Raw genomic sequence first — 25,380 nt, forward strand, 5'->3', positions numbered from 1 at the left:
GTTGTAGCGCCGCATCGCCCAGAAGACGAGAGGGAAGAGCAGGTAGAGCTGGACCTCGAACGCGATCGACCACAGCGGTCCGTTGATTTGGTACAGCCAGTCGCTGTTGAGGTTGTGAACGAAGAAGAGGTGGCTGATCAATCCTCCGATGGAAGCCTGTTCGCTGGACCGGTTCTCCGGGCGGAGGGGGATCTCGGGGAGTACCAGGACGGTGACCAGACCGAGCAGCAGCGCGACGTAGTAGACGGGAGCGATGCGCCACGCTCTACGGGCGAGGAAATGCCGGTAGGTCGTCGGAGGGCGCCCCGCCTGTCGCCGAGCCCGCTCGCTGTAGTACAGCGAGAAGCCGGAGACCATGAGGAACAAGAAGACCATCTCTGTCCCGAAACGGAGTGGCCAGATCACATGATCGACGATGGGAGCGTCCCTGATACCCGTCAGTGGCATGGTCGGGACCAGGTAGACCATGTGGCCGAGTGCTACGACGACCGCTGCCAGTCCCCGCAAGCCGTCGATGTACGGCAGTCGTCGCACTCCGTGTTGTGTTGCAGTGTCAGCCGTCCCCGGCGCGTCACCCCCGTGCACCGCGACAGCATGCATCGCAGTGCGTCGAGCAACCACCGCACGCGTTTCTGCTTCCCCGGCATGAGCTGTGCGCCGTCCGGCATGTCATCCGGCTCACAGGCCATCTCCCCGGCATGACGAAGCGGAACATGACTGCTAAGTTGCATGCAACCGGTTGAGGGCTCACCTTCTTGATCACAACGAGGTCCGCCCCCGGGTCTCTTCGCGCAACACGTCGCACGGGGGTGCGCTTTGACGGCACAGGCAGGCATGGAGAGGACCGCCCGACCGGCCCGGCAGACGGCCGGCGCCGGCTGGTCGCTGTTCGCGTCCCGTCTGCGCGGCGAGGGGACCGTCGCACGCCGGGCCTGGCGGTCGGGGTACGTCCGCCGAGCCGTCGCTATCGACGCTCTCTGCGCCGGCGTCGCCGGTCTCGTCGGCTACGGCGTCCGGTTCGGTCCGGACGCCGCGGAGGTCACCCACGGCTCGATCTGGTTCGGCGCCTTGCTGCCGGTCGTGTGGGTCACCGCGATGCTCGTCGCCCGCAGCTACGAGCAGCGCTTCCTCTGGGTCGGCGCGGAGGAGTTCCGCCGGGTGTTCGCCGCCGCCGTCATGCTGCTCGCCGGCGTCGGCACCGTCTCCTGGGCCTTCGACCTCGACGTCGCCCGCGGCTACGTCGTGGCCGCCCTGCCGCTCGCCACCCTGCTGACGCTGGCCGCCCGCTACGCCCACCGGCAGTGGCTGCACCGGCGCCGGGCCGAGGGCCGGTACCTGCAAACGACGCTCCTCGTCGGACACCGGGGTGGTGTCGCCGCCCTCGACGAGCAGGTCGACCGCGAGGCCTACCACGGCCTGCGGGTGATCGGCTGCTGCCTGCCGACCGGTGCCGACAGCGCCGCCGATGCCTTCAACGGCCTGCCGGTGCTCGGCGGCCTCGACGAGGTGGCCGACGTGGTCCGCCGGTACGAGGTGGACACGGTCGCCGTCCTGCCCTGCCCCGAGCTCGACGGGCCGGCGCTGCGTCGGCTGGGCTGGGAGCTCGAGGACACCGAGGCCGAGCTGCTGCTGGCGCCGGCCGTCACCGAGATCGTCGGCCCCCGGGTGCGCATCCGGCCGGTCAGCGGGCTGCCCCTGCTGCACATGGAGCGCCCGGAGCTGCGGGGTGTCCGGCGGCTGACCAAGGAGGCGTTCGATCGCACCGCCGCGCTCCTCGGCGTCCTGCTCCTGGCCCCGCTGCTGCTCAGTGTCGCCCTCGCAGTCAAGGTCACGAGCCGCGGCCCGGTCTTCTTCCGCCAGGAGCGCGTCGGCCGCGACGGCCGGACGTTCCGGATGCTGAAGTTCCGCAGCATGGTCATCGGTGCCGACCGCATGGTCGACGCGCTCGAGGCCGGCAGCGACGGCAACGGCGTCCTGTTCAAGAAGAAGGACGACCCCCGGGTCACCCGGGTCGGCCGGGTCATCCGGCGCTACTCGATCGATGAGCTGCCGCAGCTGTTCAACGTGCTCACGGGGGAGATGTCCCTCGTCGGCCCGCGGCCGCCCCTGGCCCGCGAGGTCGAGCGGTACGGCGTGGACATGCACCGCCGCTTCCTCGTCAAGCCCGGCCTGACGGGCCTGTGGCAGGTCAGCGGCCGCTCGGACCTGTCCTGGGACGACTCGGTCCGCATCGACGTGCGCTACGTCGAGAACTGGTCCCTCGTCTTCGACTTCATGATCCTCTGGAAGACCGTCGGCGCCGTCCTCCGTGGCCGCGGCGCCTACTGACCACGGATCTCGGGACCGTCAGTACGCCCCGGAGCCGCGCAGGACGGCGCCGACCGTCTTCAGCAGGATCATCAGGTCGAACGCCAGCGACCAGTTCTCCACGTACCGGACGTCGATCCGGACCGAGTCGTCCCACGAGAGGTCGGACCGGCCGCTGACCTGCCAGAGCCCGGTGAGGCCGGGCTTGACGAGGAAGCGGCGGTGCATGTCCACGCCGTACTTCTCCACCTCCTTGGCCAGCGGAGGACGAGGCCCGACCAGGGACATGTCGCCCCTCAGCACGTTGATCAGCTGGGGCAGCTCGTCGAGGGAGTACCGGCGCAGCATCCGGCCCACCCGGGTGACCCGCGGGTCGTCCTTCATCTTGAACAGCACCTCGTTGCCCGCACCTGCGGACGACAGCTGCGCCTCCAGTCGGGGGGCGTCCTGCACCATGCTGCGGAACTTGAGCATGGTGAAGGTCGTGCCGCACCTGCCCACCCTCTCCTGACGGAAGAGCACCGGCCCGCGGCTGTCGAGGCGCACGGCCACCGCGATCCCCAGGAGCAGCGGTGCCAGGACGAGCAGTCCGACGGCGGCCGTCGAGCGGTCGACCAGCTCCTTGGTGAACCTGCGGACGCCGGTCAGCTCCGGGCGCTCCATGTGCAGCAATGGCAGGCCCGCGACCGGCCGGATGGACACGCGGGGACCCACCACGTCGGTGACCGCGGGAGCGAGCAGCAGCTCGGCGTCGGTGTCCTCGAGCTGCCAGCCCAGCCGCCGGAGCGCCGCCCCGTGGACCTCGGGCCCGGGCAGCACGGCCACCGTGTCCACCTCGAACCGCGTCACGACGTCGGCGACGTCGGTGATCCCGCCGAGGACCGGCAGGCCATTGAAGGCGTCGGCCGCGGTCGACCGCTCGTCGGCCGGCAGGCAGCACCCGATGACCCGGTATCCCTGGTGGGGTGACCGCTGCAGCTGCTCGTCGAGTGCCGCGACGGCGACCCGCGAGCCGACCAGGATCGTCGTCTGGAGGAACTGCCCGCGCTGCCGCTCGCGGCGCAGCCAGTGCCGGTGGGCGACCCGCTCGACGAGCGTGAGGAGGGTGGCCAGCGGCAGCGTCAGGACGACGAGACCGCGCGCCACCTCCAGCTGCATGGCCCAGGAGATCGTCCCGACGGCGGCGAGCAGCGCCACGGCGGCGCCGAGGACCCGGCGGTACTCTTCGACGCCGATCCAGAGGAACCGCTCCTCGTAGGTCCGAGCCACCAGCATGGCGGGCAGCCACCCGACCGGGACGAGCAGTGCCTCCCACACGGCCGGCCGGGGACCACCCGCGCCGAACACCTCGAACCACAGGTAGTAGCCCAGGGCGCCGGCGAGCACGGCGCACGCGGCGTCGAGGGCCACGGCGCGCCACACGTAGCGCCCGCGCCAGGCCCGCCGGGCCGCCGTGCCCTCCCCGCGGATGCCGGGGGCGAAGACCTCCCAGCCGTCGGCGGAGGAGCGTGCAACGGCTGGATCGCGCGAGCCGTGGATGCTCGTGGCGGACATGTTTCACTCCCCGTTGCCCCCGTGGCGGCTGACCTGCCGAACTGCAGGTCAGCGCTGGGTCATTGCGCCACGGGACCCCGGATCACACCAACGGCAGTGGGCCGGGCCACTCCGGCAGAGCGTGGTCCGGACTGAACGCAGCCGGATCGGTACGCGGAGGTACGGCCACGACCACGCCTACGCGGGGCGGCGGACGAACGTGCGCGCCGGCGCCACCCCGCACAACGCGGCGGCCAGCAGGACGTGCCCGTGCTCGGCGACGAACACGTTGAGCGCCAGCCAGGTGGAGCCGAGGAGGAATGCCACGGACGGATCCTCGGCTCTGCGGCCGCCCGTGATCACGAACGCGTGAGGTGTCCGTGACGGGCGGGGGGGCGGAGGTCAGCGGGGAACGTCGGGCAGGGCCTGACGGTCGAACTCGCCGGCGTTCTGCGACAGGGAGTCGTTGCGCAGGTAGGCCCACATGCGCCCGCCGGTGACCTCGTCGAGGTAGACGACGCTGGCCGCGCCCTCCGTCCCCGTGCCCAGCACGGGGGCGGTGAACGAGTCGACGCTCTCCGGCCGCAGCTCGCGCAGCGAGTAGGCCAGCGACAGCAGGTCGCCGTTGCCGAGGGTGTCGTCGACGGCGACGGCGCTGGTGACGGCGAGCAGCGCGGCGTCGAGCCGGCCGGGGTCCGACAGCGTGCCGGAGCTGAACAGCCGGCTGAAGACTGCCTCGATGAACTGCTGCTGGCGGCGCACCCGGTCGAGGTCGCCGCCCTCTAGGCCGTAGCGCTGCCCCAGGTACCAGCGGGCCTGGTCCCCGTCGAGGTGGTTGACCCCGGCCGGGAAGGTGTACGGGCCGTTGCTGGTGGTCTCGGCGACGACGACATCGACCCCGCCCAGGTCGTCGGTGACCTGGACGATGCCCTCGAAGTCGATGGCGACGTAGTGGTCGATGCGGACGCCGGTCACCTGCTCGACGGTCTGGATGAGCAGGGTCGGCCCGCCGAACGCGTAGGCGGCGTTGATCTTGTTCATCCCGTAGCCGGGGATGTCCACCCACGAGTCGCGGGGGATGGAGACCAGCTGCGCGTGCTGCCGGTCGCCGGAGAAGCGGGCGATCATGATCGCGTCCGAGCGGCCGCCGGAGGCGATGCCCTCGTCCGCGCTGCCGCGGCTGTCGGTGCCGACCAGCAGGAAGGTCACGGGGTCCGCGCCGGCCTCCTCCACCGGCGTCGCGGGAGCCGGGCGCGCGTCCTCGTCCAGGTCGGTGAAGACGTCGGTGACCCGGTCGATGTTGCCCGCGTACCGGTCGGTCAGGAACCACAGTGCGCCGCCGACGAGCACGGCCATCACGGTGAGGAGGACCGCGAGGGCGACGAGGAAGCGGCGCAGCCCCCGCCGTCGGCCGCGCGGCTGTCCCTCCGTGGTGGGCTCGTCGGCGACCAGCGTGGACCCCGCGCGTTCCTGGTCGTCGCTCACAGTGACCCCCGTGACTGGTAGTTGCCCCTGAGGCTAGGGGCGGACCAGCGCATCCGGTGCCCGGGCCCACCCCCGTGGGGTGGGGCGGCGCGAGGCTCGGTAACGCTGTGGAGTGGCTCCTGACACGCTTGGGCAGGACCGGAGCCCCGTCGGCTCTGCGGGACGGAGCACCGTGGGGACACTGGGATGACGCCGGTCCTCTTGCTCCGTGAGGGGGTGCGGAGGGGTCCGTGCGACCGCGGGGACCGGATCGCAGGGCAGGATGGCCCCGCCGCCCGCGGGCGGCCGTGACCCCGCTATCGCAGGAGGACCACCCGTGCGTCTGCTCGTGACCGGTGGCGCCGGCTTCATCGGCGCCAACTTCGTCCACCAGACCGTCGAGCGCTTCCCGCAGTACGAGGTGACCGTCCTCGACGCCCTGACCTACGCCGGCAACGAGGCCTCGCTGGCCGGCGTCAAGGACGCGATCGGCTTCGTGCACGGCTCGATCACCGACGCCGCGCTCGTCGACGACCTGGTCCGCGACAGCGACGCCGTCGTCCACTTCGCCGCCGAGAGCCACAACGACAACTCCCTCGCCGACCCGGCGCCGTTCCTGCAGACCAACGTGATCGGCACGTACACGCTGCTCGAGGCGGTGCGCCGGCACGGCGTCCGGTTCCACCACGTCTCCACCGACGAGGTCTACGGCGACCTCGAGCTCGACGACCCGGCGAAGTTCACCCCCGAGACGCCGTACAACCCCTCGAGCCCCTACTCGTCGACGAAGGCGGCCTCCGACCTGCTGGTGCGTGCGTGGGTCCGCTCCTACGGCGTGCAGGCGACGATCTCCAACTGCTCGAACAACTACGGGCCCTACCAGCACGTCGAGAAGTTCATCCCGCGGCAGATCACCAACGTGCTCATCGGCCGCCGTCCGCGGCTCTACGGCGCCGGCCACAACGTGCGCGACTGGATCCACGTCGACGACCACAACGCCGCCGTCCACGAGGTCCTCGAGCGCGGCCGGATCGGCCACACCTACCTCATCGGTGCCGACGGCGAGGTGGACAACCGCACCGTCCTCGCCACGATCCTCGAGCTGATGGGCCGGCCGGCCGACGCCTTCGACTCGGTCACCGACCGGGCCGGGCACGACCTGCGCTACGCCATCGACGCCACCAAGCTGCGCGAGGAGCTCGGCTGGCGGCCGCGCTACACCGACTTCCGCGACGGCCTGGCCGCGACCATCCAGTGGTACCGGGACCACGAGGACTGGTGGCGGCCGCTGAAGGACCAGGTCGAGGCGGCCTACGCCGCGCGGGGCCAGTGACGACGGTCGTCCTCGGCGCCGGCGGGCAGGTCGGCCGCGCGCTGGCCCGCCGGTTCCCCGGGGCGGTGGCGCTGACCCGGTCGGACCTCGACGTCGGCGACCCCGCCGCGGTCGCTGCCCACGACTGGTCCGGCGTCGACGTGGTCGTCAACGCGGCCGCCTGGACCGCTGTCGACGCCGCGGAGGACCCGGCCAACCTCGCCGCCGTGCGGGCGGTCAACGTCGACGGCGTCGGCGCCCTCACCGACGCAGCGCGCACGCATGGCTTCCTGCTCGTGCACTTCTCCACCGAGTACGTCTTCGACGGCGACCACCACGGGCCGATCCCGGAGGACGCGCCGGTCCACCCGCTGAGCGTCTACGGGCGGAGCAAGGCCGACGGCGACGCGCTGGTCACTGCACTCGACCGGCACCTGCTGCTGCGCACCACCTGGGTGGTGGGGGAGGGGCGGAACTTCGTGCGGACGATGGCCGGCCTCGCCGACCGGGGCATCAGCCCGTCCGTCGTCGCCGACCAGGTCGGCCGGCCCACGCTCGCCGACGACCTCGCCGACGCCGTCGCGCACCTCGTCGAGCGCGGGGCGACGGGCACCTACAACGTCACCTGCGGGGGTGAGCCGGCGTCGTGGGCCGACGTCGCGGAGGTCGTGTTCGCCGACCGCGGCCGAGACCCGCACGACGTCCGGCGGGTGAGCACCGCCGAGTACACCGCCGACAAGCCCGGCCTCGCGCCGCGGCCGCTCAACAGCGTGCTGGACCTGACCCGGCTGGAGGCGACCGGCTTCGCGCCGCGCGACTGGCGCACCGCCGTCGAGGGCTACCTCAAGACCCTGGACGGCTGAGCACCGCCGCGAGCACCTGGTGGGCGCACTCGTCGACGTCGCGCCCGGCGGTCTCCACGGTCACCTCGGCGTCGGTCGGCGTCTCGTAGGGATCGCTGATGCCGGTGAACGCGAGGATCTCGCCGCGCCGCGCCCGGGCGTACAGGCCCTTGCGGTCGCGGGCCTCGCAGTCGGCCAGCGAGGTCGCCACGTGCACGAGCACGAAGCTGCCCGGCCCGGCCTGCGCCTCGACCTCGCGCCGGACGTCCGCGCGCACCTCCGCGTAGGGCGCGATCGGCGCGCAGACGGCGATGCCGCCGTGCTTGGCGATCTGCGCCGCGACCCAGCCGATCCGCCGGACGTTGGTGTCCCGGTCGGCCTTCGAGAACCCGAGCCCGGCGGAGAGGTGGTGCCGCACCTCGTCGCCGTCGAGCAGCGTCACGGTGCGCCCGGCCTCGATGAGCAGCTCCACCAGCCGCGCGGCGATCGTCGACTTCCCGGCACCGGACAGGCCGGTGCAGAGCACCACCGTGCCGCCGGTGCGCGCCGTCCCCGGCCACGGGCGGCTGCCGAGGAGCGAGGCGCCGTGGGCGGCGGCGAGCTCCTCCGGCGTGACCTCCGGCGCGGCCGGGGTGACCGGCACCGGCACCACGATCACGTCCCGCCCGCGCTCGCAGACGGCCGCCCAGGCGGCGGCAGCGGACGACAGCGCCGCGGAGTCCGGGGGCAGGCCGGCCGCGGGCACCAGCGCGAGCAGCCGCTGCGGCAGGTCCGTGACGTCGTCGGGCGGCAGGCCCACCCAGGCCACGGTGTCGGTCCAGCCCTCGTCGTGCAGCCGCTCGGCCACCGCGGACGGTGGCTCCCAGCGGGGCACCTCGACGACGGTCAGGTCGCCGTCGGCCGCCGTCGCGACCAGCACGCCCTGCGCGTCCTCGTACTCCTCGGCGGGCGGCAGGTCGGGGCGGGGCGCGAGGCCCGCGCGGTAGCGGGCAACCGCCGCGACCTGGGTGTCGTCGAGCCGGGCACGGGCGTCGGGCATGGCGTCATCCTGCCCGGATCCCGAGGGGGCCGGTCAGAGACCGCGGCGCACCTCTCCACACCGGCAGGCGTACAGGCCCGCTTGCCCCACCGGGTCGTCGCCCGCCCACCGGAACAGGTGCACGTGCAGGACGCCGGATCGGCGGCCACGGAGCAACTGCAGGGGGAGACGCACGGCGCGATTGTGACAGGCGGGAGCGTGCGTGGGGCGTGACCCGTCCTCCCCCGGACGAGGGCCCGTCCCGGTCCGACGGGCGTGACCAGCACCTTCGTGATGCACTTCGGGAGCTGAGTGTTCCGGACGTGAGGAGGCGGCGGTGCGGATCTCGGTCATCGGCTGCGGCTACCTGGGTGCGGTGCACGCGGCGGCGATGGTGGAGCTGGGCCACGAGGTGGTCGGGATCGACGTCGACCAGCGGAAGATCGCGGCGCTGTGCGCGGGACGGGCGCCGTTCTTCGAGCCGGACTTCGAGCAGCTGCTGGGGCAGGCGCTGGGGTCGGGACGGCTGAGCTTCAGCGCCGACGTCGCCGACGCGGCCGGCGCCCGGGTCCACTTCGTCTGCGTGGGCACTCCGCAGCGCCACGGCGAGTACGCCGCGGACCTGCGGTTCGTGCAGGCCGCCGCGGAGTCGCTGCTGGCGGTGGTGCAGCCCGGGGACCTGGTGGTGGGCAAGTCGACCGTGCCGGTGGGCACCGCGGCGGAGCTGGCGGCGATGTTCGCCGAGAAGGTGCCCGGGGTGCTGCTGGCCTGGAATCCGGAGTTCCTCCGCGAGGGCTTCGCCGTCGCCGACACCCTGCATCCGGACCGGCTGGTCTACGGCCTGCCCGCCGACGGTGACGGCGCGACCGCCGAGCGGCTGCTCGACGAGGTCTACGCGCCGATCGTGGCCCGCGGCACGCCGAAGGTGACCACCGACCACGCCACCGCGGAGATGGTGAAGACCGCGGCCAACAGCTTCCTGGCCACCAAGATCTCCTTCATCAACGCGATGGCCGAGCTGTGCGAGGCCACCGGCGCCGACGTGAAGCTGCTGGCCGACGCGATCGGCTATGACGACCGGATCGGGCGGAAGTTCCTCAACGCCGGCCTGGGCTTCGGCGGCGGCTGCCTGCCCAAGGACATCCGGGCGTTCATGGCCCGCGCCGGGGAGCTGGGGGCGGATCAGGCGCTGACGTTCCTGCGCGAGGTGGACAACATCAACATGCGCCGGCGGATCCGGATGGTGGAGTTGGCCCGCGAGGTGCTCGACGGGTCGCTGCTGGGCAAGAGGGTGGCGGTGCTGGGCGCGGCGTTCAAGCCCGATTCCGACGACATCCGCGACTCCCCGGCGCTCAACGTCGCCGCGCAGCTGCAGCTGCAGGGCGCGGTGGTGTGCGTGACCGACCCGGCCGCGATCGACAACAGCCGCCGGGAGTGGCCGCAGCTGGACTACACGAGCACCCCGGAGGAGGCCGCCGCCGGCGCCGACGCGGTGCTGGTGCTCACCGAGTGGCGGCAGTACCGCGAGCTGGACCCCGTGCAGTTCGGCCGGGTCGTGGCCCGCAGGCGGGTGCTCGACGGGCGCAACGCCCTGGACCGCGAGGCGTGGACCGCCGCCGGCTGGACCTACCGCGCCCTGGGCCGCCGCGCCGGCTGAACCGGTGTGACCGAACGGACCCCGGGACCGGCGCCCGGGGCACCTAGGCTCGGCCGGTGACCTGGCTCGTGACCGGCGGCGCCGGCTACATCGGCGCACACGTCGTCCTCGCCATGCGGGAGGCGGGGGAGGCGGTGGTCGTCCTCGACGACCTCTCCACCGGCGACGCCGACCGCATCCCCGGCGTCCCCCTCGTCGTCGGCAGCGTCCTCGACGGGCCGCTCGTCGGCCGCGCCATGCGGGAGCACGGCGTCACCGGCGTCGTCCACGTGGCGGCGAAGAAGCAGGTCGAGGAGTCCGTCCGCCGTCCGCTGCACTACTACCGCGAGAACGTCGAGGGCCTGCGGGTGCTGCTGGAGGAGGTGACCGGCGCCGGCGTCGACCGGTTCCTCTTCTCCTCGAGCGCGGCGGTCTACGGGATGCCCGACGTCGACCTCGTCGGCGAGGACACCGACTGCCGCCCGGTGAACCCCTACGGGGCGACGAAGCTGGTCGGTGAGCGCATGGTCGCCGACGTCGCGGCCGCCACCGGTCTCCGCTACGTGAACCTGCGCTACTTCAACGTCGCCGGCACCGGAGCGCCCGCGCTCACCGACCGCGGCGTCTCCAACCTGGTGCCGATGGTCTTCCAGCGGCTCCAGGACGGGCAGCCGCCGCTGGTGTTCGGCGACACCTACGACACCCCCGACGGGACCTGCATCCGCGACTTCGTGCACGTCTCCGACATCGCCACCGCCCACGTGGCCGCCGCCCGCGGCCTCGCCGACGGCCGGGTCACCGCGCTGACGGCCAACATCGGCCGCGGCGAGGGGGTCTCGGTCCGGGAGATGGTGCACGTCATCCGCGAGGTCACCGGGACGGCGGGGGAGGCGTGGTCCGAGCCGGTGGTCGTCCCGCCGCGCGCCGGGGACCCTGCCCGGGTGGTCGCCGCCGCGGGACGGATCCGCGCGACGCTGGGCTGGGAGGCGCAGCACGACGTCCGGGCCATGGTGTCCTCGGCGTGGGAGGGCTGGACGGCGTCCCGGGGCGCTCAGCGCCGGTAGACCGCGCCCTCGTGCGGCTGGAGGGTGACCTTCGCCGGCGCGGGCTCCCCGGTGGCGGTCCGCAGCCCCGGCGGCACGGCGAGGGTGACCTTGCGGCGCCTGTTCTCGTTGAGGTTGACCCCCGCCCAGCCGGACTCGAACTCCCGTGACCACGCGTTGCCGCGCTGCTGGGGCCGGCCGAGCGGGGCGCCGAGGTCCCACTCGAGCTCGGGCCGGAACGGCGTCCCGCTGTACCCGTCGTGGTCGGTGGCCGAGTAGTACGCCCGCTCCTCCGGGCCGAAGACCATCAGCGCGGCCAGGCCGTAGAGGAAGTTGGGGTGGTCGTCCCGCCCGTCGGTCGCCGTCCGGACGATGGTGATCCCGGGGCCGGCCAGCTCGTCCATCTGGGCCAGGGAGCTCCCCGGGTCGAGGAAGTCCCCCGGCCCCCAGGCCAGGAAGACCTCCTCGAAGCCCCCGCCGTAGGCGGCGTGCCGCGCCCAGCGGCCGGGATCCCGCCGGGACTCGGCGATGTTGGGGACCAGCAGCTTGCCCATCTCGTTGAGCCGCTTGCCCGCCTGCGGGACGAACTCGTCCATGGTGCGGCGCAGGTCGGCCATCGTCCGCCCGCCCTCGAGCGGCGGGCGCAGCCCGTAGTAGTCGTCGTAGACGTCGTTGTCGGCCATGAGGCCGTCCCACGGGGTGTCCTCGAGGAAGTCGGCCGCGTTGTCGCACCACCGCTCGCGGTAGTCCGGCTCCCAGACCGCCATCTGCCAGTGGCCCGGGTAGGTCGCCCACTGGATGCGGGCGCCGTCCTCGCGGTGGGCGAACCACTCCTCGCCGGCCTCCTCGGCCTCCTCGAGGCTGACCCCGGACGTGTACACGGGCCCGGTCTCGAAGTCGCGCACCGAGGACAGGCACCGGTAGGCGAGCACGGTCATGTCCGGCCGCTGCTCCTTGAGCCGGGCGGCCGCCTCGTCCTCCCAGGGCTGGAGGATGGCGACCTGGTAGTGCTCGACCGCGAAGTCCAGCTGCTCGTCGGACAGGGGGTCCTGGTACCGGATCCAGGCGCCGCGACGGGTGACCATGCCAGCAGCCTGTCAGGTGCGCCGCGCCGGGGCAGGTCAGCCGACGGTGAGGACGTGCCGGAGGTCGTTGCGGCCGGTCGCCGGGTCCCACAGCCCCGCGTTGGCCAGCCGGACGGCGTAGGCCGGGTTCCCGGCCAGCGACGGCGCGGCGTCGGGCAGCGCCAGGGCGAGCGACCACGGGCCCGGCGCCGTCGGGGCCGCGACGTCGAAGGTGAGCGTGCGGGACGTCCCCGGGGTGAGGCTCCGCACCTCCACGGGGACCGGGACGGCGACCGTCTGCCCGCCCTGGCCGAAGACCACCTGCACCGGCCGGTCGGACAGCGGGGCGGCCCAGCCGTCGTTGGTCAGCGTGAGCGTCAGGGACACCGTCTGGCCCGGCCGCGCCGTCGTGGGGAACGAGCCGGACACCAGCCGCAGCCGGTACCCCAGGGAACGGGCGGCGGTCGCCAGGCCGTCCTCGCCCCAGGAGTCGAGGACGCCCCGGTGGAAGTCGGCGTTGAGGAAGGTCCAGTGGTAGCGCGCCAGCTCGGTGGCGGCGGTCGGCCACTGCGAGCGCGTGCCGTACGTCCCGCAGGTCTCACCGCCGACGGGCACCGTCGCCGACTGGGCGGCCAGCCACGTGCGGTCCCCGTCCGAGGCGAACGTGCCCATGTCGGTGTCGCTGGCGAGGAAGCAGTCGTCGTGGATCCCGACCCGCGCGGCGTCCGCGCCGCTCACCAGGCGCTGCTTGACGGCGGGGTAGCGGACCTGCACCCAGATGTCCGGTGACGTCGCGTCGAGGAGGGCGTCGAGCACCTGGCCGCGGCGGGCCCAGTCGGCGTCGGTGAGCGCCCACGGCTCGGCCGGGTCGGAGGCGTACTGCTCGGAGTAGTACCACTCGCCCCAGCGGCCGACGAAACCGGCCTGCAGCACCGCGAGGACGTCCGCGCCGGCGTTCAGCACCGGCGCCAGCTGCCGGACGTGGCCGACCGCTCGGGCCGGGGGCGCGTCGCGACCGTCGTCGGGGGAGTAGGCGAAGCGGACGACCAGCTGCACGCCGGCGGCCCGGGCCGTGTCGAGGTCGGCGGCGACCTGGGCCAGGAAGCGCGCGTCGACGGTGTCCCGGTCCACCAGGCCGCCCAGGTAGAACACGCGGTAGACCAGCGTCACCGCCTCGGCCGTCCGCCACGTCGTCAGCGTGCCGGCGTCCAGCGGCGTGTAGGCGCTGCCGTCAGGGGACCAGCGGGTCTCGGTGTAGTGGGTGAACCCGCGCTCGGGGTTGGCGATGACCTCGTCGGAGGGCGGGTAGGCGACGCCGACGGGCGCGGCCGCGCCGGGGGTCGTGGCCGGCGTCGACGTGGTGGGCGCCGCGGTGGTGCTCGGGGTGGGCGCCGTCGTGGGCGGCGTCGTCGTGAGGGTCGGCGTGGTCGTAGGGCTCGGTGCAGGTGGCCGGCCGCGGCCCGCGCCGAGGCCGGCGGCGGCGGCGCGGAGGGCCTCGCGGACGCAGGGCGAGCGGTCCGCGCAGCGCCCGTCCAGCGCGGAGGGGGCAGCCGCCTCCACGGCGACGTCGGCAGGAGCGGACGGCGCCACGGTCACGGTCACGGTCACCGCCAGGACCAGCGCGCCGAGGGCGAAGGAGAGCCAGCGGAGGCGCCGGCTGCCGCCACGCCGGGGGAGCGGCGTCCCCGGATCGTCCGACGAGTGCCTGCCCACCCGGTACCTCCCGCCAGGGGACGGCCGGCACCTCCCCGCGGAGGAGCACGGGGGACCGGTCCGTCCGTGTGCGGGGTGTAGTCAAGCAAGCACGCAGCGCTGCGTCCATGGGGCAGTCGCACCCGCCCCAGGCGTCACAGGAGAGGTGGTCAGACCTCGAGGACGGGCGCGGGCTCCCGGACGGGCGTGCGGGAGGGCAGCGCGGAGGACTCGCGCCACCACTCGTCGGGGTCGGCCCACGGCTGCACCGGCTGCTGGGCAGGAGGCGTCCAGGCGGGCGTCGCCGCCGGCGTCCCTCGTCCGCGGCGCGCCGTCAGCAGCCAGGGGACGACGAGCAGTGCGCCGAGCAGGAAGACAGAGGCCACGGGAACTCCATCGGCACGTCCCGCGCGGTACCTGACCGCGCGCCCGTCTCCGTCGACGGGCGCGGCGATCTTAGGTCGCCGGACGCAGGCCGAGGAACCCCGGACGCAGCCGGCCGGGCCGGCGGACGACGTCCGCGGACGGCTCCCGGACCACCGGCTCGACCACCGGCGCGGTGCCGGCGTCCGGGTCGGAGGGCGCGACGGTGTTCCGGGGCGGCAGCTCGCCGAGCTCGCGGTAGAGGTCGTTGTAGGCGCGCATGGCGTCGACGAGCTGGAAGAAGTCCTCGACCCGCCCCCGGGCGTTGCGGGCGTACTCCGCGTACAGCGCCGGGTCCCCCATCAGCCGGGACAGCCCGTCGGCGAGCTGCTCGGCCATGTTCGGCGCCTTGTGCAGCGGGTCCACGAGCACGCCGCACGGCCCCCACGTGTGCCCGCCCTCGGTGGTCAGCGGGTCCTCCACCAGCTGGGCCATGCCGCCCACCTCGGTGCCCACGGTCGGGATGCCCGCGGTCATCGCCTCGAGGACGACGATCGGCTGGCCCTCGTTGTAGCTCGGCAGGACGAGGACGTCGTAGCCCCCGATCTCCGCCTTCACGTCCACGACCCCGCGGAAGGTGACGTGCGAGGACAGGCCGAGACGCTCCACCTTCTCCAGGCACGCCGCGTAGTACTCGGGCACGTGGTCCGTCGGGCCGAGCGCGTCGAGGTGGAAGCCGGTCACGCCCCGCTGCAGCAGCAGGTGCACGGTGTCCAGCAGGTCGAGCATGCCCTTGATGGGGACCACCCGGGCGATGTAGGCCAGCCGCCACACGCGGTCCTGGGGTGCGCGCGCGATGTCCTCGAGGGCGCGCAGGCGCTGCTGGTACGCCGGCTCCACCGCCGCGGGCACCATCCCGTTGGGGATGACCACGCTCTTCTCGATCGGCGCGCCCAGGTCGGCGGCCTCGGTGATCGCCTTGGGGTACAGGTAGGTGATCACCTCGGCGCTGGGGTAGCAGAGCCGCCCCATCTCGATCCACCAGGTCATCCACGCCCGCGGGGTCGGCGGGACGTCGAAGGTCCGCCAGTCGGCGGCGGTGACCGGCAGCGCCATGTCCCGGTCGAGCAGCAGGTTCACGGTGTCGCGGACGTAGAGGTTGTGCTCGGTGAGCAGGAACCGGCCGCCGTTCTGCCGGGCCGCGGCGGCGCCCATCAGCGAGGCGTAGCCGGTGGTGTGGGCGTGGTACACCCGCGCCTTCGGGAGGTCGTTGCCGAGGACGGCGCAGGCGAGGGAGAAGAACTCCCTCATCAGCCAGAAGGTGTCCACCAGCGACAGCCCCAGGCCCGCCCAGCGCCGCTGCAGCACCTGCATGAACTCCTGGGTCCCGAGCAGGGCCCACAGCGGGTAGCGCCGGGTGCGCGGGTTCATCCCCTCGTCGAAGAGCGACCACACCGGCTCCGGGTCGCCGGCGACGACGGACTCGAGGGCGTCGAAGAGGCGGTTCGCCAGGGCGCGGCGGCCCCGGCCGGACATGCCCAGGTCCCGCGGCGTGAGGTCGCGGAAGTCGGCCTGGTGCTCCTGCATGCTCAGGTAGAGCGGGTGCACCCAGCGGACGTTCGCCGGGACGCCGTACAGGTCCTCCTGCGGGCTGGCGGAGTCCCACGTGAGGTGGATGATCCCGAAGGTCAGGTCCGGGTTCTCGACCACGATGTCGTGCACGACCGCGGAGACCCCGCCCTTGAGGTAGGGGTAGGTCGACTCCATGACGATCGCGACGTCGACGTCTTCGTAGGCGGGCTGGGATGCCATCCCTGCGGGGCCTCCTCGGGCTCGGGCGGGGTGCACGCTGCTGGACGGTGGAGCGGGGGAAGAGGGTGGGAGCGCTGGGTCACCAGGACGTGGCGTGCCGCCAGAAGAGGCTGTACTCGGGCCGGCCCCAGTGGCGCAGGCAGCTGCGCAGCGCCACCGCCAGGAGCACCACCTCGACACCGGCCAGCAGGAGGTAGACGGCCGGCCCGGGCGGGAGCAGGAGGAAGGCCGCGACGCAGGCGGCCAGGTGCAGGGCGCCGAGGCCCTGGGCGAGCGTCCGTTGCCCGACGTAGTCGAGCTTGTAGGACACGACGGTCGTCATCATGAACGTCCAGGACGCGACGGCGACCGCGGCGGTCAGCCCCGCGGCCCGGGGCTCCCAGGCGACGACGCCGCCGGTGACGACCAGGACGAGCGCGGCCCCGGCCAGCCCTGTGGACAGGATGGCGGAGGCGACCGTGCCGGCCAGCCGGGACGAGTGGCGGTGCAGCCGGTCCAGCGGCTCGTCCTCCATCGCCGCGCGCAGCCGGCCGACCTCCCGGTCGAAGCGCGGCGCGAAGACGACGAAGTACGCGTTGTAGGCCAGGATCGCCGGCAGCAGCGCGAGGAACACCGTGTCGACGGCGAAGTCGCGGCCCGCGGCCAGCAGGAACACGAACTTGTCGGCCCAGAGGACCGCGCCGAGCAGGAGCCCGCGGAGCAGGTCGGCCAACACGTCGCGGCGGTCGAGGACCAGCGGGTCGGCCAGGTGCCGGACGTGCCGGCGCAGCGGGACGAGCAGCACGGCGAGCCCGGCCAGCGGCGGCAGGATCCACACCGTCGGGACGAGGAACAGCGCGGCGGCGTACGCGGTCCAGGACGCCGCCCACAGCCCCCGGTGGTCGGGGCGGTTGGTGAGCACCAGGAGCTGGACGAACAGCAGGTGGGCGACGGTCAGCGCCAGGTACGCGCCGAGCACCTCCAGCGGCCAGTCCAGGACCAACTGCACCGGGACGGCGAACAGCGCCACCACGGACAGGGAGCGCAGCGCGATCAGCGGCCAGGCGCGGCTGAAGGCGTTCAGCAGGGCGTCGGGGTCGGGCCGGTGCAGCGTCTCGCCGATGCCGCGGTAGAGCGGCATGCAGACCGACTGGCTGAGCCACGGGACGGTCATCGACGACGCGAGGACGACGCTGGTCAGCCCGACGTCCCCGATGCGGGCGGCGCTGATCTCCTCGTTCACCAGCGGGAACACGGTGGTGAGCAGCAGGACCGGCGTGAGGTGCAGGACCAGCTGGCCCACGGTGCCGAGCGGGCGCCTGCCGGTGTCCCGCGGCCACGCGAGGACCAGCCCGCCGACGACGAGCACCGCCACGGTCACCGTGAGGCCGAGGACCAGCCCGCGGTCCGGGATCGACGGGAGGAACAGTGCCCCGGCGAGCAGGAGGACGACGACCGGGATGCCTGCCAGATGTGGCCACGCTCCGTGATCGGGTCGTCTGTCGTGCCGGGTCGCCCCGAGCTGTGCGGGCGTGGTGTCGAGCACTGCTGACTCCCGTGGGTGGTACTGCCGGACCTCGCCCGTCAGCACTGACAAGGCGGCAGCGGCGAGTCTGGCACGCATTCCGGTACAGGGGAGTTGCGAAGGAGGGGCCGGCGAACGGTCCGCTACCGGTGTCTCGCGGGCAGTGAGCGGCGCGCGACGCCCGGGGGGATGCTGTGACCAAGCACACAGACCGCGGGTGCGGCCGCCGCACGGCGCGGCCACCGTCGTCACGCGCAGTGTCGGCGTCGTCGCTCGGTCCCACGCGTCAGAACCGGCCCGCCCGCCCCATCTCCCCCTCCGGTGTGACCGGACGGTCACGTCCGGGCCCGGACCTGCCGATGCCGCGCACGTGTGGACGTGGATCGTCGGCGGGCTCGCCGCGTGGGTGGTCGTCGCCGTCGCGCTCGGCGTCGTCCTGGGCAGGGGCATCCGGCTGGCCGACCGCCGCTCGCCGGGCACCGGGGTCGAGAAGCCGCTGACCCCCGCGGCGCTCGGCGGCTCCTCCGCCCCGGTCCGCCCGGTCCGCCGGCGCGTGGCGCTGCCGCCCGTCGGCGTCGGCCTGGCCGCGCTCGCCGTGGCGCTCGAGGCGGTCGGCTACGCCCTGCGCCTGCGGGGCACGACCGGCCCGGTCGCCCAGGTCCTGTCAATGGACGCCCCGTACTCCCTGCCGCGCACGTACGTGGCCGCCCTCTTCGCCGCCGCCGCCCTCGCCGCGGTCGCCGGCGCGGCGCGCAACCCCGGCCGGCGCACCTGGTGGCTGGCCGTCGGCGCGGTGGCCGGCGGGATCGCGGTGGTCAAGGCCGGCAGCACCGTGCACGTCACCGGCATGCAGGCGCTGTCCTCGGTCGTCTCACCCGCGGGCGCCGTCGTGGTGAGCGTGCTGCTCGCCGGCGCGGTCCTCGCCGTCCTCGCGTTCGTCAGCCGCGCCGAGCGCCGCGACCGCCGCCGCGTGCTGAGCACCCTGGCCCTCTACGCCGTCGCCTCGGTCGGGTTGTCCGCCGTCTCGGGCTGGGTCGGACCGCAGTGGTCCGCGATGGCGACCTTCGTCGAGGAGTCCGGCGAGGCGCTGTCCGCCGTCGCCGTGCTCATGGCCGTCCTCGTCGGTGTCGCACCGCGCCTGGTGCTGCCGGCGTCCTGGCTGCGCCGCCGCGACGACGCGCTCTCCCTGGAGGCGCCGGCGCAGCGGACGGTCAGCCCGCAGGACTGAGCGCCTCCCGCGAGCCCGGCTCGCCACGACCGGGCGGTCACCCGGCCCCGACCGGACTGCGGCCGCGCCGGGGAGCGGCCACCCGGTCCAGGAGCCGGCGCGCGTGGAGGGCCGGGGGGAACCACGCCGGCGGCGGCGCGTGCAGACAGCGGTCGGGCAGCCCGTGTCCCCGCAGCGCCTCCGCCTCGTCGGCGACGTCGAAGCCGAGCCGGAGGAACTCGACGGTGCCCGCCGCGTCGTCGAGGACGGCGCACCGGGCCAGCGGGCGTCGTTCGCGGTGCCGGGACTGTCCCACGCTGCCGGGGTTGAGCAGCCACGGACCGGCCGGGCGGCGGCGGGCCCCCCGGGCCGGCAGCGTGCCGCGCCGGGCGTCGACCAGCCACGGCCGGTGCGTGTGGCCGAGCACGAGCGTGTCGGCTCCCGGCGCCTCGTCGGGGAGCCGGGCGAGCAGCTCGAACGCGCGGGGCTCCCGGAACACGTACTCCTCCGGGTCGTCGAGCGAGCCGTGCGCCACGAGCACGTCCCCGACCCGCAGCGTGGTGGGCAGCGCCTCCAGGTACGCCCGGACGTCGGTGGACAGCAGGGTGCGGTGGACCTCGGCGCTCTGCCGGGCGTAGGCGGGGAACCGGGTCGGCGGCAGCCGGTCGAGGACGAGCAGGTCGTGGTTGCCGAGGATGCACCGCGCCCCGGCCTCGGCCAGCACCTCCACGCACTCGTTCGGCCGTGCCCCGTACCCGACCAGGTCGCCGGCCACCAGCAGCTGCTGCACGCCCCGGCGCTCGAGCTCGGCGAGCACCGCCTGCAACGCCGGCAGGTTGGCGTGCACGTCGGAGAGCACCCCGGTGCGGGTCACCAGGACACCTCGGCCGGCCCGCGCCCGCGGAGCCGGCGGTAGGTCGGCCCCAGCGCGCCGACCAGCAGCGGCAGCGGGTCCGTGAGGTCCACCGGTGCCCGCGTCTGCGCCGTCGCGGCGAAGCGCAGCCACTGCCACCGCGTCAGGCCCTCCGCCCGCGCCGCCCGGTGGTCCCGCTCCACCCGGCACCACGCCACGCCGGGGCGCGCCGTGGTCAGCGGCGGCCGGGGCAGCCCGAGCAGGTCGGCCCAGACGATGGCCGGGATGTTGGCCCCCGCCGCGGCGCCGACGCCGTGCCACAGGTTGAAGCGGGCGTTGATCTCGAGCAGCCACAGCCGGCCCTCGTCGTCCCGCTTGAAGTCGAGCTTGGCCACCCCGCGCAGGTCCAGCGCCTCGACCACCTCCCGGCCCAGCCGGGCGACGTCGGGTGCGTCGGAGGTGACCACGGAGGTGGAGTGGCCCATCTCCAGCGGGTAGGTGCGCACCTTCCGTCCGGTGAACTCCGCGGCCACCCGGCCCGCGGCGTCGACGTACACGTGGTGGCTCTCCATGCGGGTCTCCGGGCCGAAGACCGGCTGCTGGACCATCAGCTGCGCGTGCCGGGGGGCCATCGCCTCGACGAGGGCGTCGAGCTGCCCGCGGTCGTGCACGACGGTGGCCTTGGCCGCGGTGACCGCGTCCCAGGAGCGCTCCCGGCGCAGCGGCTTGACCAGCAGCGGGAACGTCAGCCGGTCGTCGAGCACCGGCCGGGCGAGGTCGAGCACGTGCCCGGGAGGGACCGGCAGCCCCGTGCGCTGGGCGAGCTCCTGGAACGCCGCCTTGTCGACCAGCTGCTCCACGAGGTCGGCCTCGGGCACCACGAAGCGCAGCGCGGGCGAGAGCTCCGCGCGCCGGCGGGAGACGAGCAGCAGGTCGTCGTCGGACTGGTAGAAGAGCACCGTCGGCTGCTCGCTGCTGCGGGCCCGCTCCAGCAGCGCCGCGACGAGCGCGTCCTCGTCGGGGCGCGGGTCGTCGACCCATCCGGACACGTACCGCGACCAGCGGTCGGGCCGGATCGGGGAGCCCACCACCGTCACGGGTGCCCGCACCGCGTGCAGCGGGATGGCGACGTCGAGGTACCCCATCACCAGCGCCTGCCCGACCGGCGGACTCCGCCGGGGACGGCCGGTGGCCGTCTCCTCCGACGGCGGCAGGAAGTAGGTCTCCGGCACCGCCGGCACCTCCCCGCCCGGGAAGAGGGCGTCGACCTGGGTGGCGTACCCCTTGACGAGCACCGGCTTGGCGTCGAGGTCGCGGTCCCAGGTCACCGGCGTCCACCCGGGAGTCGCGCGCACCGCGGCGTCCGGGGCGTCCCGCAGCACGTACGGGAAGTCGGCGTACAGCACCGTGGGCCGGGGCAGCCGCTCCGCGAGGGCCCGGGTGAGCAGGTGGTCGACGTGCCGGCCGACCCCCACCGGGCCGAGGACCAGTCCGGCGTCGATGCGTTCGGCGAGCTCGCGCAGTTCGGCGTCGAGCCGGTCGAGCAGCGCGCGGTCCCCCCGGGAGACCCGCCCCCGGTCGATGTCGAGCCGGAAGGTGGGGTAGCGGTGCACCAGCTCGGGGATCACACGTCCTGCCCGCGCCACGACCGGCGGCACGTCCCGCAACCGGAACAGCGCGTCGGGAGCACCCAGGTGGACGTGCCCGACCCCGAGGCCGGCCAGGACGTCGGCGTCCTCCCGCTGCCGGGCCGCGTACAGCTCCGCGGCGTCGCCGATCGTGCACTGCCGGAGGAAGGCACGCGCGGCCCGGCTGTGGGGCGGGGGGCCGGCCTCGGTGAAGAGGGTGGCCACGGTGACCTTCGTCCGCCGGGCCAGCGAGGTGAGCAGCGCACCGCAGGAGAGGACGGCGTCGTCGAGGTGGGCCGACAGCACCAGGACCCCCTGGCCGGCGGCCGCCACCTCCTCCAGGCGCGTGGACAACAGGTCGGTCATCGGATCTCCAGTCCATCGGTCGGCACGTCATCGGTCGGCGCCTCGTCGGGTGCGTCGTCGCTCCGGCGCAGCAGCAGGAGCACCACGCCACCGAGGACGACCACCGCCACCACCCACAGCACCGGTATCGCGCGGGCCGCCGTGAGGACGGCCACGAGTGCGGCCGTGGCGAGCGCGGCGGTCAGCGCGCGGCGCGGCGTCCGCGCCGGCAGCAGGGGCGCGGCGGCGATCCAGAGCGCGCCGGCGGCCAGGAGCGTCGTCCCCGCCACGCCCACGGCCAGGCCGGGGATGCCGGCGACGCGCCAGCCCACCAGCAGGCCCGCCGGCACGAGGACGGCCGCCGCCACCAGCCCCACCTGGCACCGCCGGTACGCCCGCAGGCCCAGCAGCACGGAGGTGAACAGCGTCAGCGCCGCATAGCCGACCCCTGCCGCGGCGAGCACCGGCAGCAGCCGCAGCGAGGCGGCGTAGCGCTCGGGGAACACCAGCAGCATCAGCTCGGGCGGCACCGTGGCGACCACGGCCGCGGCCGTCGTCGCCAGCAGCACGAAGGAGCGCAGCGTCGTGGTCAGGATGTGCTCCGTGCGGGCCCGGGCGCTGCGCAGCAGCGGGTAGGCGACCGCGACCGCGCCGGCCGCGACGTAGACCGGCGCCTTGGCCAGCGTGGACAGGGCCTGGTACCCCGCGGCCTCGGCGTCGTGCGTGGCGAGGAGGGCCACGAGCACGACGTCCGCACCGACCAGCGCGTACACGAGCAGCTGGGTGACGGCGATGTCGCCCGTCTCCGACCAGCGGCTCCGTTCGCGGAGGACACCCGGTCGCCAGCCCAGGTCGCGCCACAGCGCCGCGGGGGCGGTGAGGAGCACGAACACCGAGCCGGCCAGGAACCCGGTCAGCGCGCCGCCGGCGCCCCACCCGGCGAGCACCACGACGACGCCGAGGAGGACCCGGACGGCCACCTCCCCGATGAGCATCACGGCGTTCCGGGCGAACCGCAGTTCTCCGTGCAGCCACCCCCACACGGGGCTGCAGACGCACAGCAGGAGCGCCGCGCCCGCGACCGCGGCCACCACCGCGGGAGGCGCGAAGGCCGCGGTGACCAGCCCGGTCACCAGGGCGGCGACCAGCCCGCCGCCGGTCGAGACCAGCCAGGCGAAGGCCATCCCCCGGCGACGCTCCTCCGACCCGCGGGCATGGCTGCGGATCACGTGGGTGAGCGGCATCGGGATCAGCGCCGCGGCGAAGACGCCGACGCTGCCGAGCAGCGTGGCGGCGGCCGCGTACTCGCTGTACGACGACGGGTCCAGCAGGTGGGCCAGCAACAGCGCGCCGACGTAGCTGACCACGGCGGTCAGCGCCATGGACGCCGAGACCACCGGGCCCTGCTCCGTGACCAGCCGGCCGTCCGCCGGCGTCGGCGCGGTGGTCGCCGTGGTCCTCGGGACCGCGCTCATCGCCCTCCGCCCTCCTGGGACCGCACGGACAGCCGCCCGGCCACCGACCGGAGCCGGCCGACGGTGGCGGTCACGGGGAGCCGCTCGAGGTGGACGGCCGACCACGGGACGGGGACGCCACCCACGCGTTCCTTGAACGCCGCGACGCCGGATCCGGGATCGGACTCGCCGAGGTGGAACCGCCGGGCACCGGCCGCGCACGCGTCCTCGATCGCCAGGGACAGCAGCAGCGCGCCGGCCTGGGTCCGCTGGGCCAGTTCCCTGTCCATGACCGACAGCCAGCCGTAGGCCTGCCTGCCGGACAGGAGCACCACGTTGGCCGCGACCGGCTCGCCGTCCAGCCGGGCCGTCCAGCTGCGCACCGCAGGACCCAGGGTGGCGAGGGCCCAGGCGAGCTGTCCGACCCGGTCGCGTCGCCGCTCCACCTGGCGCGCGAGCCACAGCGGCTGGCCGCGCTGCCGCGCCCACCGCTCGACCGAACGGCGGTTGAGCTCGGCGAAGACCTCGACGATCCCGCTGTCGAGACCGCTCCGGACGTCCAGCCCCGCCTGCCCCGCCTTGCGGACGTCACGCCGCATCCGCGGACGGAAGCGGGTCGACCAGACCGTGTCCCAGCCCCCCTCGAGGTCCAGGACGTGCGCGAGGTAGGGGACGACCACCGCACCCGGCGGGGCGGCGGCGGCCCACGCGTCGGCCGCCGCGGGGCCGGCCACGACCGAGGTGCGCAGCGCCGGACGCCGCGCCAGGTCGGCGAGGACCGCGCGCGCCTCGGCCACGGTGGCGCCACCGCCGCCGGCGACGAGGGGCCCGCCGTAGCCGAGCCCACCGGGCATGGACTCCTCGCACCACCGCGCGCCGACCGGGCCACGGGCCAGCATGGGGAGGAGGAGACGCCGGCCGTTCCGGAAGTCGTAGAGCCGGCTGGCGTCGGCCCACCCGCGGGAGCGGCAGGCCCAGTCGGTCCACTCCGGCGTCTGCGTCGTCAGCACGCCCGGATCGGTGGCCACGAGCTCCCGCCACACGTCCCGAGGAGCCGGTGACACGACGCGCAGACCCCGGACGTCCCGGACCGGCTGCGGCGCCGGCGGCGTCGGGCGACGCAGGGTCGAGGTCACCGGCACACCTCCGCGGTGCGGTGGTACCGCGGACTCCCGGGGACCCCGCCCCGCGACGGGGCCACGGCGGCGCGGTAGACGTCGGCCTGCTGCCGGGCGAGGACGTCCCAGTCGTAACCCGAGGCGAACTCCCGCCCGGCCGTCCCCATGTCCCGGACCAGGTCGACGTCGCGGTACAGCGCGGCCAGCCGCGCACCGAGCGCAGCGACGTCGAAGGGCGGGACCAGCCGGCCGCAGGTGGGCGGCACCACCTCCCGCAGACAGGGGATGTCGAAGGCGACCACCGGGGTCCCGGCGGCCAGCGCCTCGACGGCCACGATGCCGAAGGTCTCCGCCCGCGACGGGACGACGACCAGTCGGCTGGCGGCCAGCAGCCGGGCCTTCTCCGCTCCGCCGACCCAGCCGGTGAACCGCACCCGCCCGGCGACGCCGAGCCGGTCGGCGAGCTGCCGGACGCGGTCCTCGTCGGGGCCGCTCCCGGCGATCACCAGGTCCCCGTCGACCTCGGCGTGGACCCGCGCCCACGCGGTGAGCAGCAGGTCCAGGCCCTTGCCGCCGAGCTCGAGGCGGCCGATGCACAGCACGTCGCGGCCCAGCTGTGCGGGCTGGTCGAACAGGCCCCGGTCCACACCGTTGCCGACGACGTCGACCACGGCCCGCGGGTTCATCGCCGTCAGCCGCTCGGCGACGCCCTCGGACACCGCCACCAGCCGCCGGTGCGTCCGCACGGCGGCACGCTCCACCAGGTGGAAGGGCAGCTTGTACTGACGGGTCTTCTCCCGCGCGTGCAACCACTGGACCATCCCCACCACCGGCCGCCGCGTCCAGAGGGGCGCGGCCATGCTGGAGAACGGCGGCAGGAAGTCCTCGACGACGAGGTCGGCGTCCCGGTGCCGCCGGACGGCGAAGGGCAGCAGGGCCACGTAGCCCAGCAGCCGGGTCAACCGGTTGCGGCCGCGGCCGATGCCGACGTGCTCGTAGCGCACCCCCTCGTGCTCGCCGTCCACGCAACCGGGCCACCGGGTGGTGAGGACGGTGACGGCCATCCCGTCGGCCACCAGCCGGCGGTCGATCTCCCGGGTGCGCAGCGACCCGCCACCGGCCCCGGGCATGAGCGGGTCCTCGAAGCCCAGGTGCAGGACCCGCATCGGGACGGCGGTGTCCACG

20 protein-coding genes and 1 pseudogene are annotated in these 25,380 nt (G+C 74.4%); 6 read left to right on the plus strand and 15 right to left on the minus strand.

What is annotated here, in order from left to right; genetic code table 11:
• Nucleotides 1-9: 9 nt before the first annotated feature.
• A pseudogene (locus ACI8AR_RS05570) lies at nucleotides 10-600 on the minus strand (acyltransferase family protein); the annotation flags it as partial.
• Nucleotides 601-834: 234 nt separating this feature from the next.
• On the opposite strand from ACI8AR_RS05570, the gene ACI8AR_RS05575 reads away from it, so the two are divergent.
• Nucleotides 835-2,328: a sugar transferase gene (locus ACI8AR_RS05575; protein WP_457050095.1), complete on the plus strand. Its 1,494-nt coding sequence runs from the start codon at nucleotides 835-837 to the stop codon at nucleotides 2,326-2,328.
• Between the two features lie 18 nt (nucleotides 2,329-2,346).
• Here the strand turns inward: ACI8AR_RS05575 and ACI8AR_RS05580 are convergent, their stop codons facing one another.
• The 3 genes from ACI8AR_RS05580 to ACI8AR_RS05590 all read right to left on the minus strand — a co-directional run bounded on the left by ACI8AR_RS05580 (nucleotide 2,347) and on the right by ACI8AR_RS05590 (nucleotide 5,325).
• Nucleotides 2,347-3,861 carry a sugar transferase gene (locus tag ACI8AR_RS05580; RefSeq protein WP_457050096.1) on the minus strand — a complete coding sequence of 505 codons (1,515 nt, stop codon included), beginning with the start codon at nucleotides 3,859-3,861 and terminating at the stop codon, nucleotides 2,347-2,349.
• A 177-nt stretch (nucleotides 3,862-4,038) separates the two neighbouring features.
• Nucleotides 4,039-4,167, minus strand: coding sequence for a hypothetical protein (locus ACI8AR_RS05585; RefSeq protein WP_457050097.1), 129 nt, complete (start codon nucleotides 4,165-4,167; stop codon nucleotides 4,039-4,041).
• A 75-nt stretch (nucleotides 4,168-4,242) separates the two neighbouring features.
• Nucleotides 4,243-5,325: an LCP family protein gene (locus ACI8AR_RS05590; protein WP_457050098.1), complete on the minus strand. Its 1,083-nt coding sequence runs from the start codon at nucleotides 5,323-5,325 to the stop codon at nucleotides 4,243-4,245.
• A 316-nt stretch (nucleotides 5,326-5,641) separates the two neighbouring features.
• On the opposite strand from ACI8AR_RS05590, the gene rfbB reads away from it, so the two are divergent.
• Complete coding sequence (rfbB, locus tag ACI8AR_RS05595; RefSeq protein WP_457050099.1) at nucleotides 5,642-6,637, plus strand: dTDP-glucose 4,6-dehydratase; 996 nt, start codon at nucleotides 5,642-5,644, stop codon at nucleotides 6,635-6,637.
• Complete coding sequence (locus ACI8AR_RS05600; RefSeq protein ID WP_457050100.1) at nucleotides 6,634-7,479, plus strand: SDR family oxidoreductase; 846 nt, start codon at nucleotides 6,634-6,636, stop codon at nucleotides 7,477-7,479. The genes rfbB and ACI8AR_RS05600 overlap by 4 nt, the downstream gene beginning before the upstream one ends.
• Here ACI8AR_RS05600 and cysC read toward each other — a convergent pair.
• The gene (gene cysC, locus ACI8AR_RS05605; protein WP_457050101.1) at nucleotides 7,460-8,497 is read right to left on the minus strand and encodes an adenylyl-sulfate kinase; all 1,038 of its coding nucleotides are present in this window, start codon (nucleotides 8,495-8,497) and stop codon (nucleotides 7,460-7,462) included. The two genes, ACI8AR_RS05600 and cysC, sit on opposite strands and share 20 nt — an antisense overlap.
• 316 nt (nucleotides 8,498-8,813) lie before the next feature.
• On the opposite strand from cysC, the gene ACI8AR_RS05610 reads away from it, so the two are divergent.
• Nucleotides 8,814-10,133 (plus strand): UDP-glucose dehydrogenase family protein, encoded by a 1,320-nt coding sequence (locus tag ACI8AR_RS05610; protein ID WP_457050102.1) that lies wholly within the window; start codon nucleotides 8,814-8,816, stop codon nucleotides 10,131-10,133.
• Nucleotides 10,134-10,189: 56 nt separating this feature from the next.
• Nucleotides 10,190-11,176, plus strand: coding sequence for a UDP-glucose 4-epimerase GalE (gene galE, locus ACI8AR_RS05615; RefSeq protein WP_457050103.1), 987 nt, complete (start codon nucleotides 10,190-10,192; stop codon nucleotides 11,174-11,176).
• Here the strand turns inward: galE and ACI8AR_RS05620 are convergent.
• From ACI8AR_RS05620 to ACI8AR_RS05640, 5 genes are all read right to left on the minus strand, one after another.
• Nucleotides 11,164-12,240, minus strand: a complete 1,077-nt coding sequence (locus ACI8AR_RS05620) for a putative glycoside hydrolase (RefSeq protein WP_457050104.1) — start codon at nucleotides 12,238-12,240, stop codon at nucleotides 11,164-11,166. The two genes, galE and ACI8AR_RS05620, sit on opposite strands and share 13 nt — an antisense overlap.
• Before the next feature lie 36 nt (nucleotides 12,241-12,276).
• Nucleotides 12,277-13,932, minus strand: coding sequence for a DUF4832 domain-containing protein (locus ACI8AR_RS05625; RefSeq protein ID WP_457050105.1), 1,656 nt, complete (start codon nucleotides 13,930-13,932; stop codon nucleotides 12,277-12,279).
• A gap of 149 nt (nucleotides 13,933-14,081) precedes the next feature.
• Nucleotides 14,082-14,297, minus strand: coding sequence for a hypothetical protein (locus ACI8AR_RS05630; protein WP_457050106.1), 216 nt, complete (start codon nucleotides 14,295-14,297; stop codon nucleotides 14,082-14,084).
• A gap of 70 nt (nucleotides 14,298-14,367) precedes the next feature.
• Nucleotides 14,368-16,086, minus strand: a complete 1,719-nt coding sequence (gene pelF, locus ACI8AR_RS05635; RefSeq protein WP_457050107.1) for a GT4 family glycosyltransferase PelF — start codon at nucleotides 16,084-16,086, stop codon at nucleotides 14,368-14,370.
• A gap of 79 nt (nucleotides 16,087-16,165) precedes the next feature.
• The gene (locus ACI8AR_RS05640; RefSeq protein WP_457050108.1) at nucleotides 16,166-17,611 is read right to left on the minus strand and encodes a hypothetical protein; all 1,446 of its coding nucleotides are present in this window, start codon (nucleotides 17,609-17,611) and stop codon (nucleotides 16,166-16,168) included.
• 349 nt (nucleotides 17,612-17,960) lie between these two features.
• Between ACI8AR_RS05640 and ACI8AR_RS05645 the strand changes: the two genes are divergently transcribed.
• Nucleotides 17,961-18,818 carry a hypothetical protein gene (locus tag ACI8AR_RS05645; protein ID WP_457050109.1) on the plus strand — a complete coding sequence of 286 codons (858 nt, stop codon included), beginning with the start codon at nucleotides 17,961-17,963 and terminating at the stop codon, nucleotides 18,816-18,818.
• A gap of 37 nt (nucleotides 18,819-18,855) precedes the next feature.
• On the opposite strand, the gene ACI8AR_RS05650 is transcribed toward ACI8AR_RS05645, so the two are convergent.
• The 5 genes from ACI8AR_RS05650 to ACI8AR_RS05670 are packed head-to-tail and all read right to left on the minus strand — an operon-like array spanning nucleotide 18,856 to nucleotide 25,379.
• Entirely contained in the window at nucleotides 18,856-19,671 is an 816-nt protein-coding gene (locus ACI8AR_RS05650; protein WP_457050110.1) for a metallophosphoesterase family protein, read from the minus strand.
• Entirely contained in the window at nucleotides 19,668-21,644 is a 1,977-nt protein-coding gene (locus tag ACI8AR_RS05655; RefSeq protein WP_457050111.1) for a PIG-L family deacetylase, read from the minus strand. The genes ACI8AR_RS05650 and ACI8AR_RS05655 overlap by 4 nt, the downstream gene beginning before the upstream one ends.
• Entirely contained in the window at nucleotides 21,641-23,098 is a 1,458-nt protein-coding gene (locus ACI8AR_RS05660; RefSeq protein WP_457050112.1) for a lipopolysaccharide biosynthesis protein, read from the minus strand. Before ACI8AR_RS05660 ends, ACI8AR_RS05655 begins: the two co-directional genes overlap by 4 nt.
• Entirely contained in the window at nucleotides 23,095-24,213 is a 1,119-nt protein-coding gene (locus ACI8AR_RS05665; RefSeq protein WP_457050113.1) for a GNAT family N-acetyltransferase, read from the minus strand. Before ACI8AR_RS05665 ends, ACI8AR_RS05660 begins: the two co-directional genes overlap by 4 nt.
• Nucleotides 24,210-25,379, minus strand: coding sequence for a glycosyltransferase family 4 protein (locus tag ACI8AR_RS05670; RefSeq protein WP_457050114.1), 1,170 nt, complete (start codon nucleotides 25,377-25,379; stop codon nucleotides 24,210-24,212). Before ACI8AR_RS05670 ends, ACI8AR_RS05665 begins: the two co-directional genes overlap by 4 nt.
• Between the last annotated feature and the right edge of the window lies 1 nt (nucleotide 25,380).

The sequence above is a fragment of the Geodermatophilus sp. SYSU D01036 genome (assembly GCF_054050435.1).

Excerpts from the sequence above, each read along its gene's own strand:
- cysC (WP_457050101.1), bottom strand. The coding sequence starts at position 8,497 with ATGCCCGACGCCCGTGCCCGGCTCGACGACACCCAGGTCGCGGCGGTT.
- pelF (WP_457050107.1), bottom strand. The coding sequence starts at position 16,086 with ATGGCATCCCAGCCCGCCTACGAAGACGTCGACGTCGCGATCGTCATG.
- ACI8AR_RS05655 (WP_457050111.1), bottom strand. The coding sequence starts at position 21,644 with ATGACCGACCTGTTGTCCACGCGCCTGGAGGAGGTGGCGGCCGCCGGC.
- ACI8AR_RS05660 (WP_457050112.1), bottom strand. The coding sequence starts at position 23,098 with ATGAGCGCGGTCCCGAGGACCACGGCGACCACCGCGCCGACGCCGGCG.
- ACI8AR_RS05575 (WP_457050095.1), top strand. The coding sequence starts at position 835 with ATGGAGAGGACCGCCCGACCGGCCCGGCAGACGGCCGGCGCCGGCTGG.
- ACI8AR_RS05580 (WP_457050096.1), bottom strand. The coding sequence starts at position 3,861 with ATGTCCGCCACGAGCATCCACGGCTCGCGCGATCCAGCCGTTGCACGC.
- ACI8AR_RS05620 (WP_457050104.1), bottom strand. The coding sequence starts at position 12,240 with ATGGTCACCCGTCGCGGCGCCTGGATCCGGTACCAGGACCCCCTGTCC.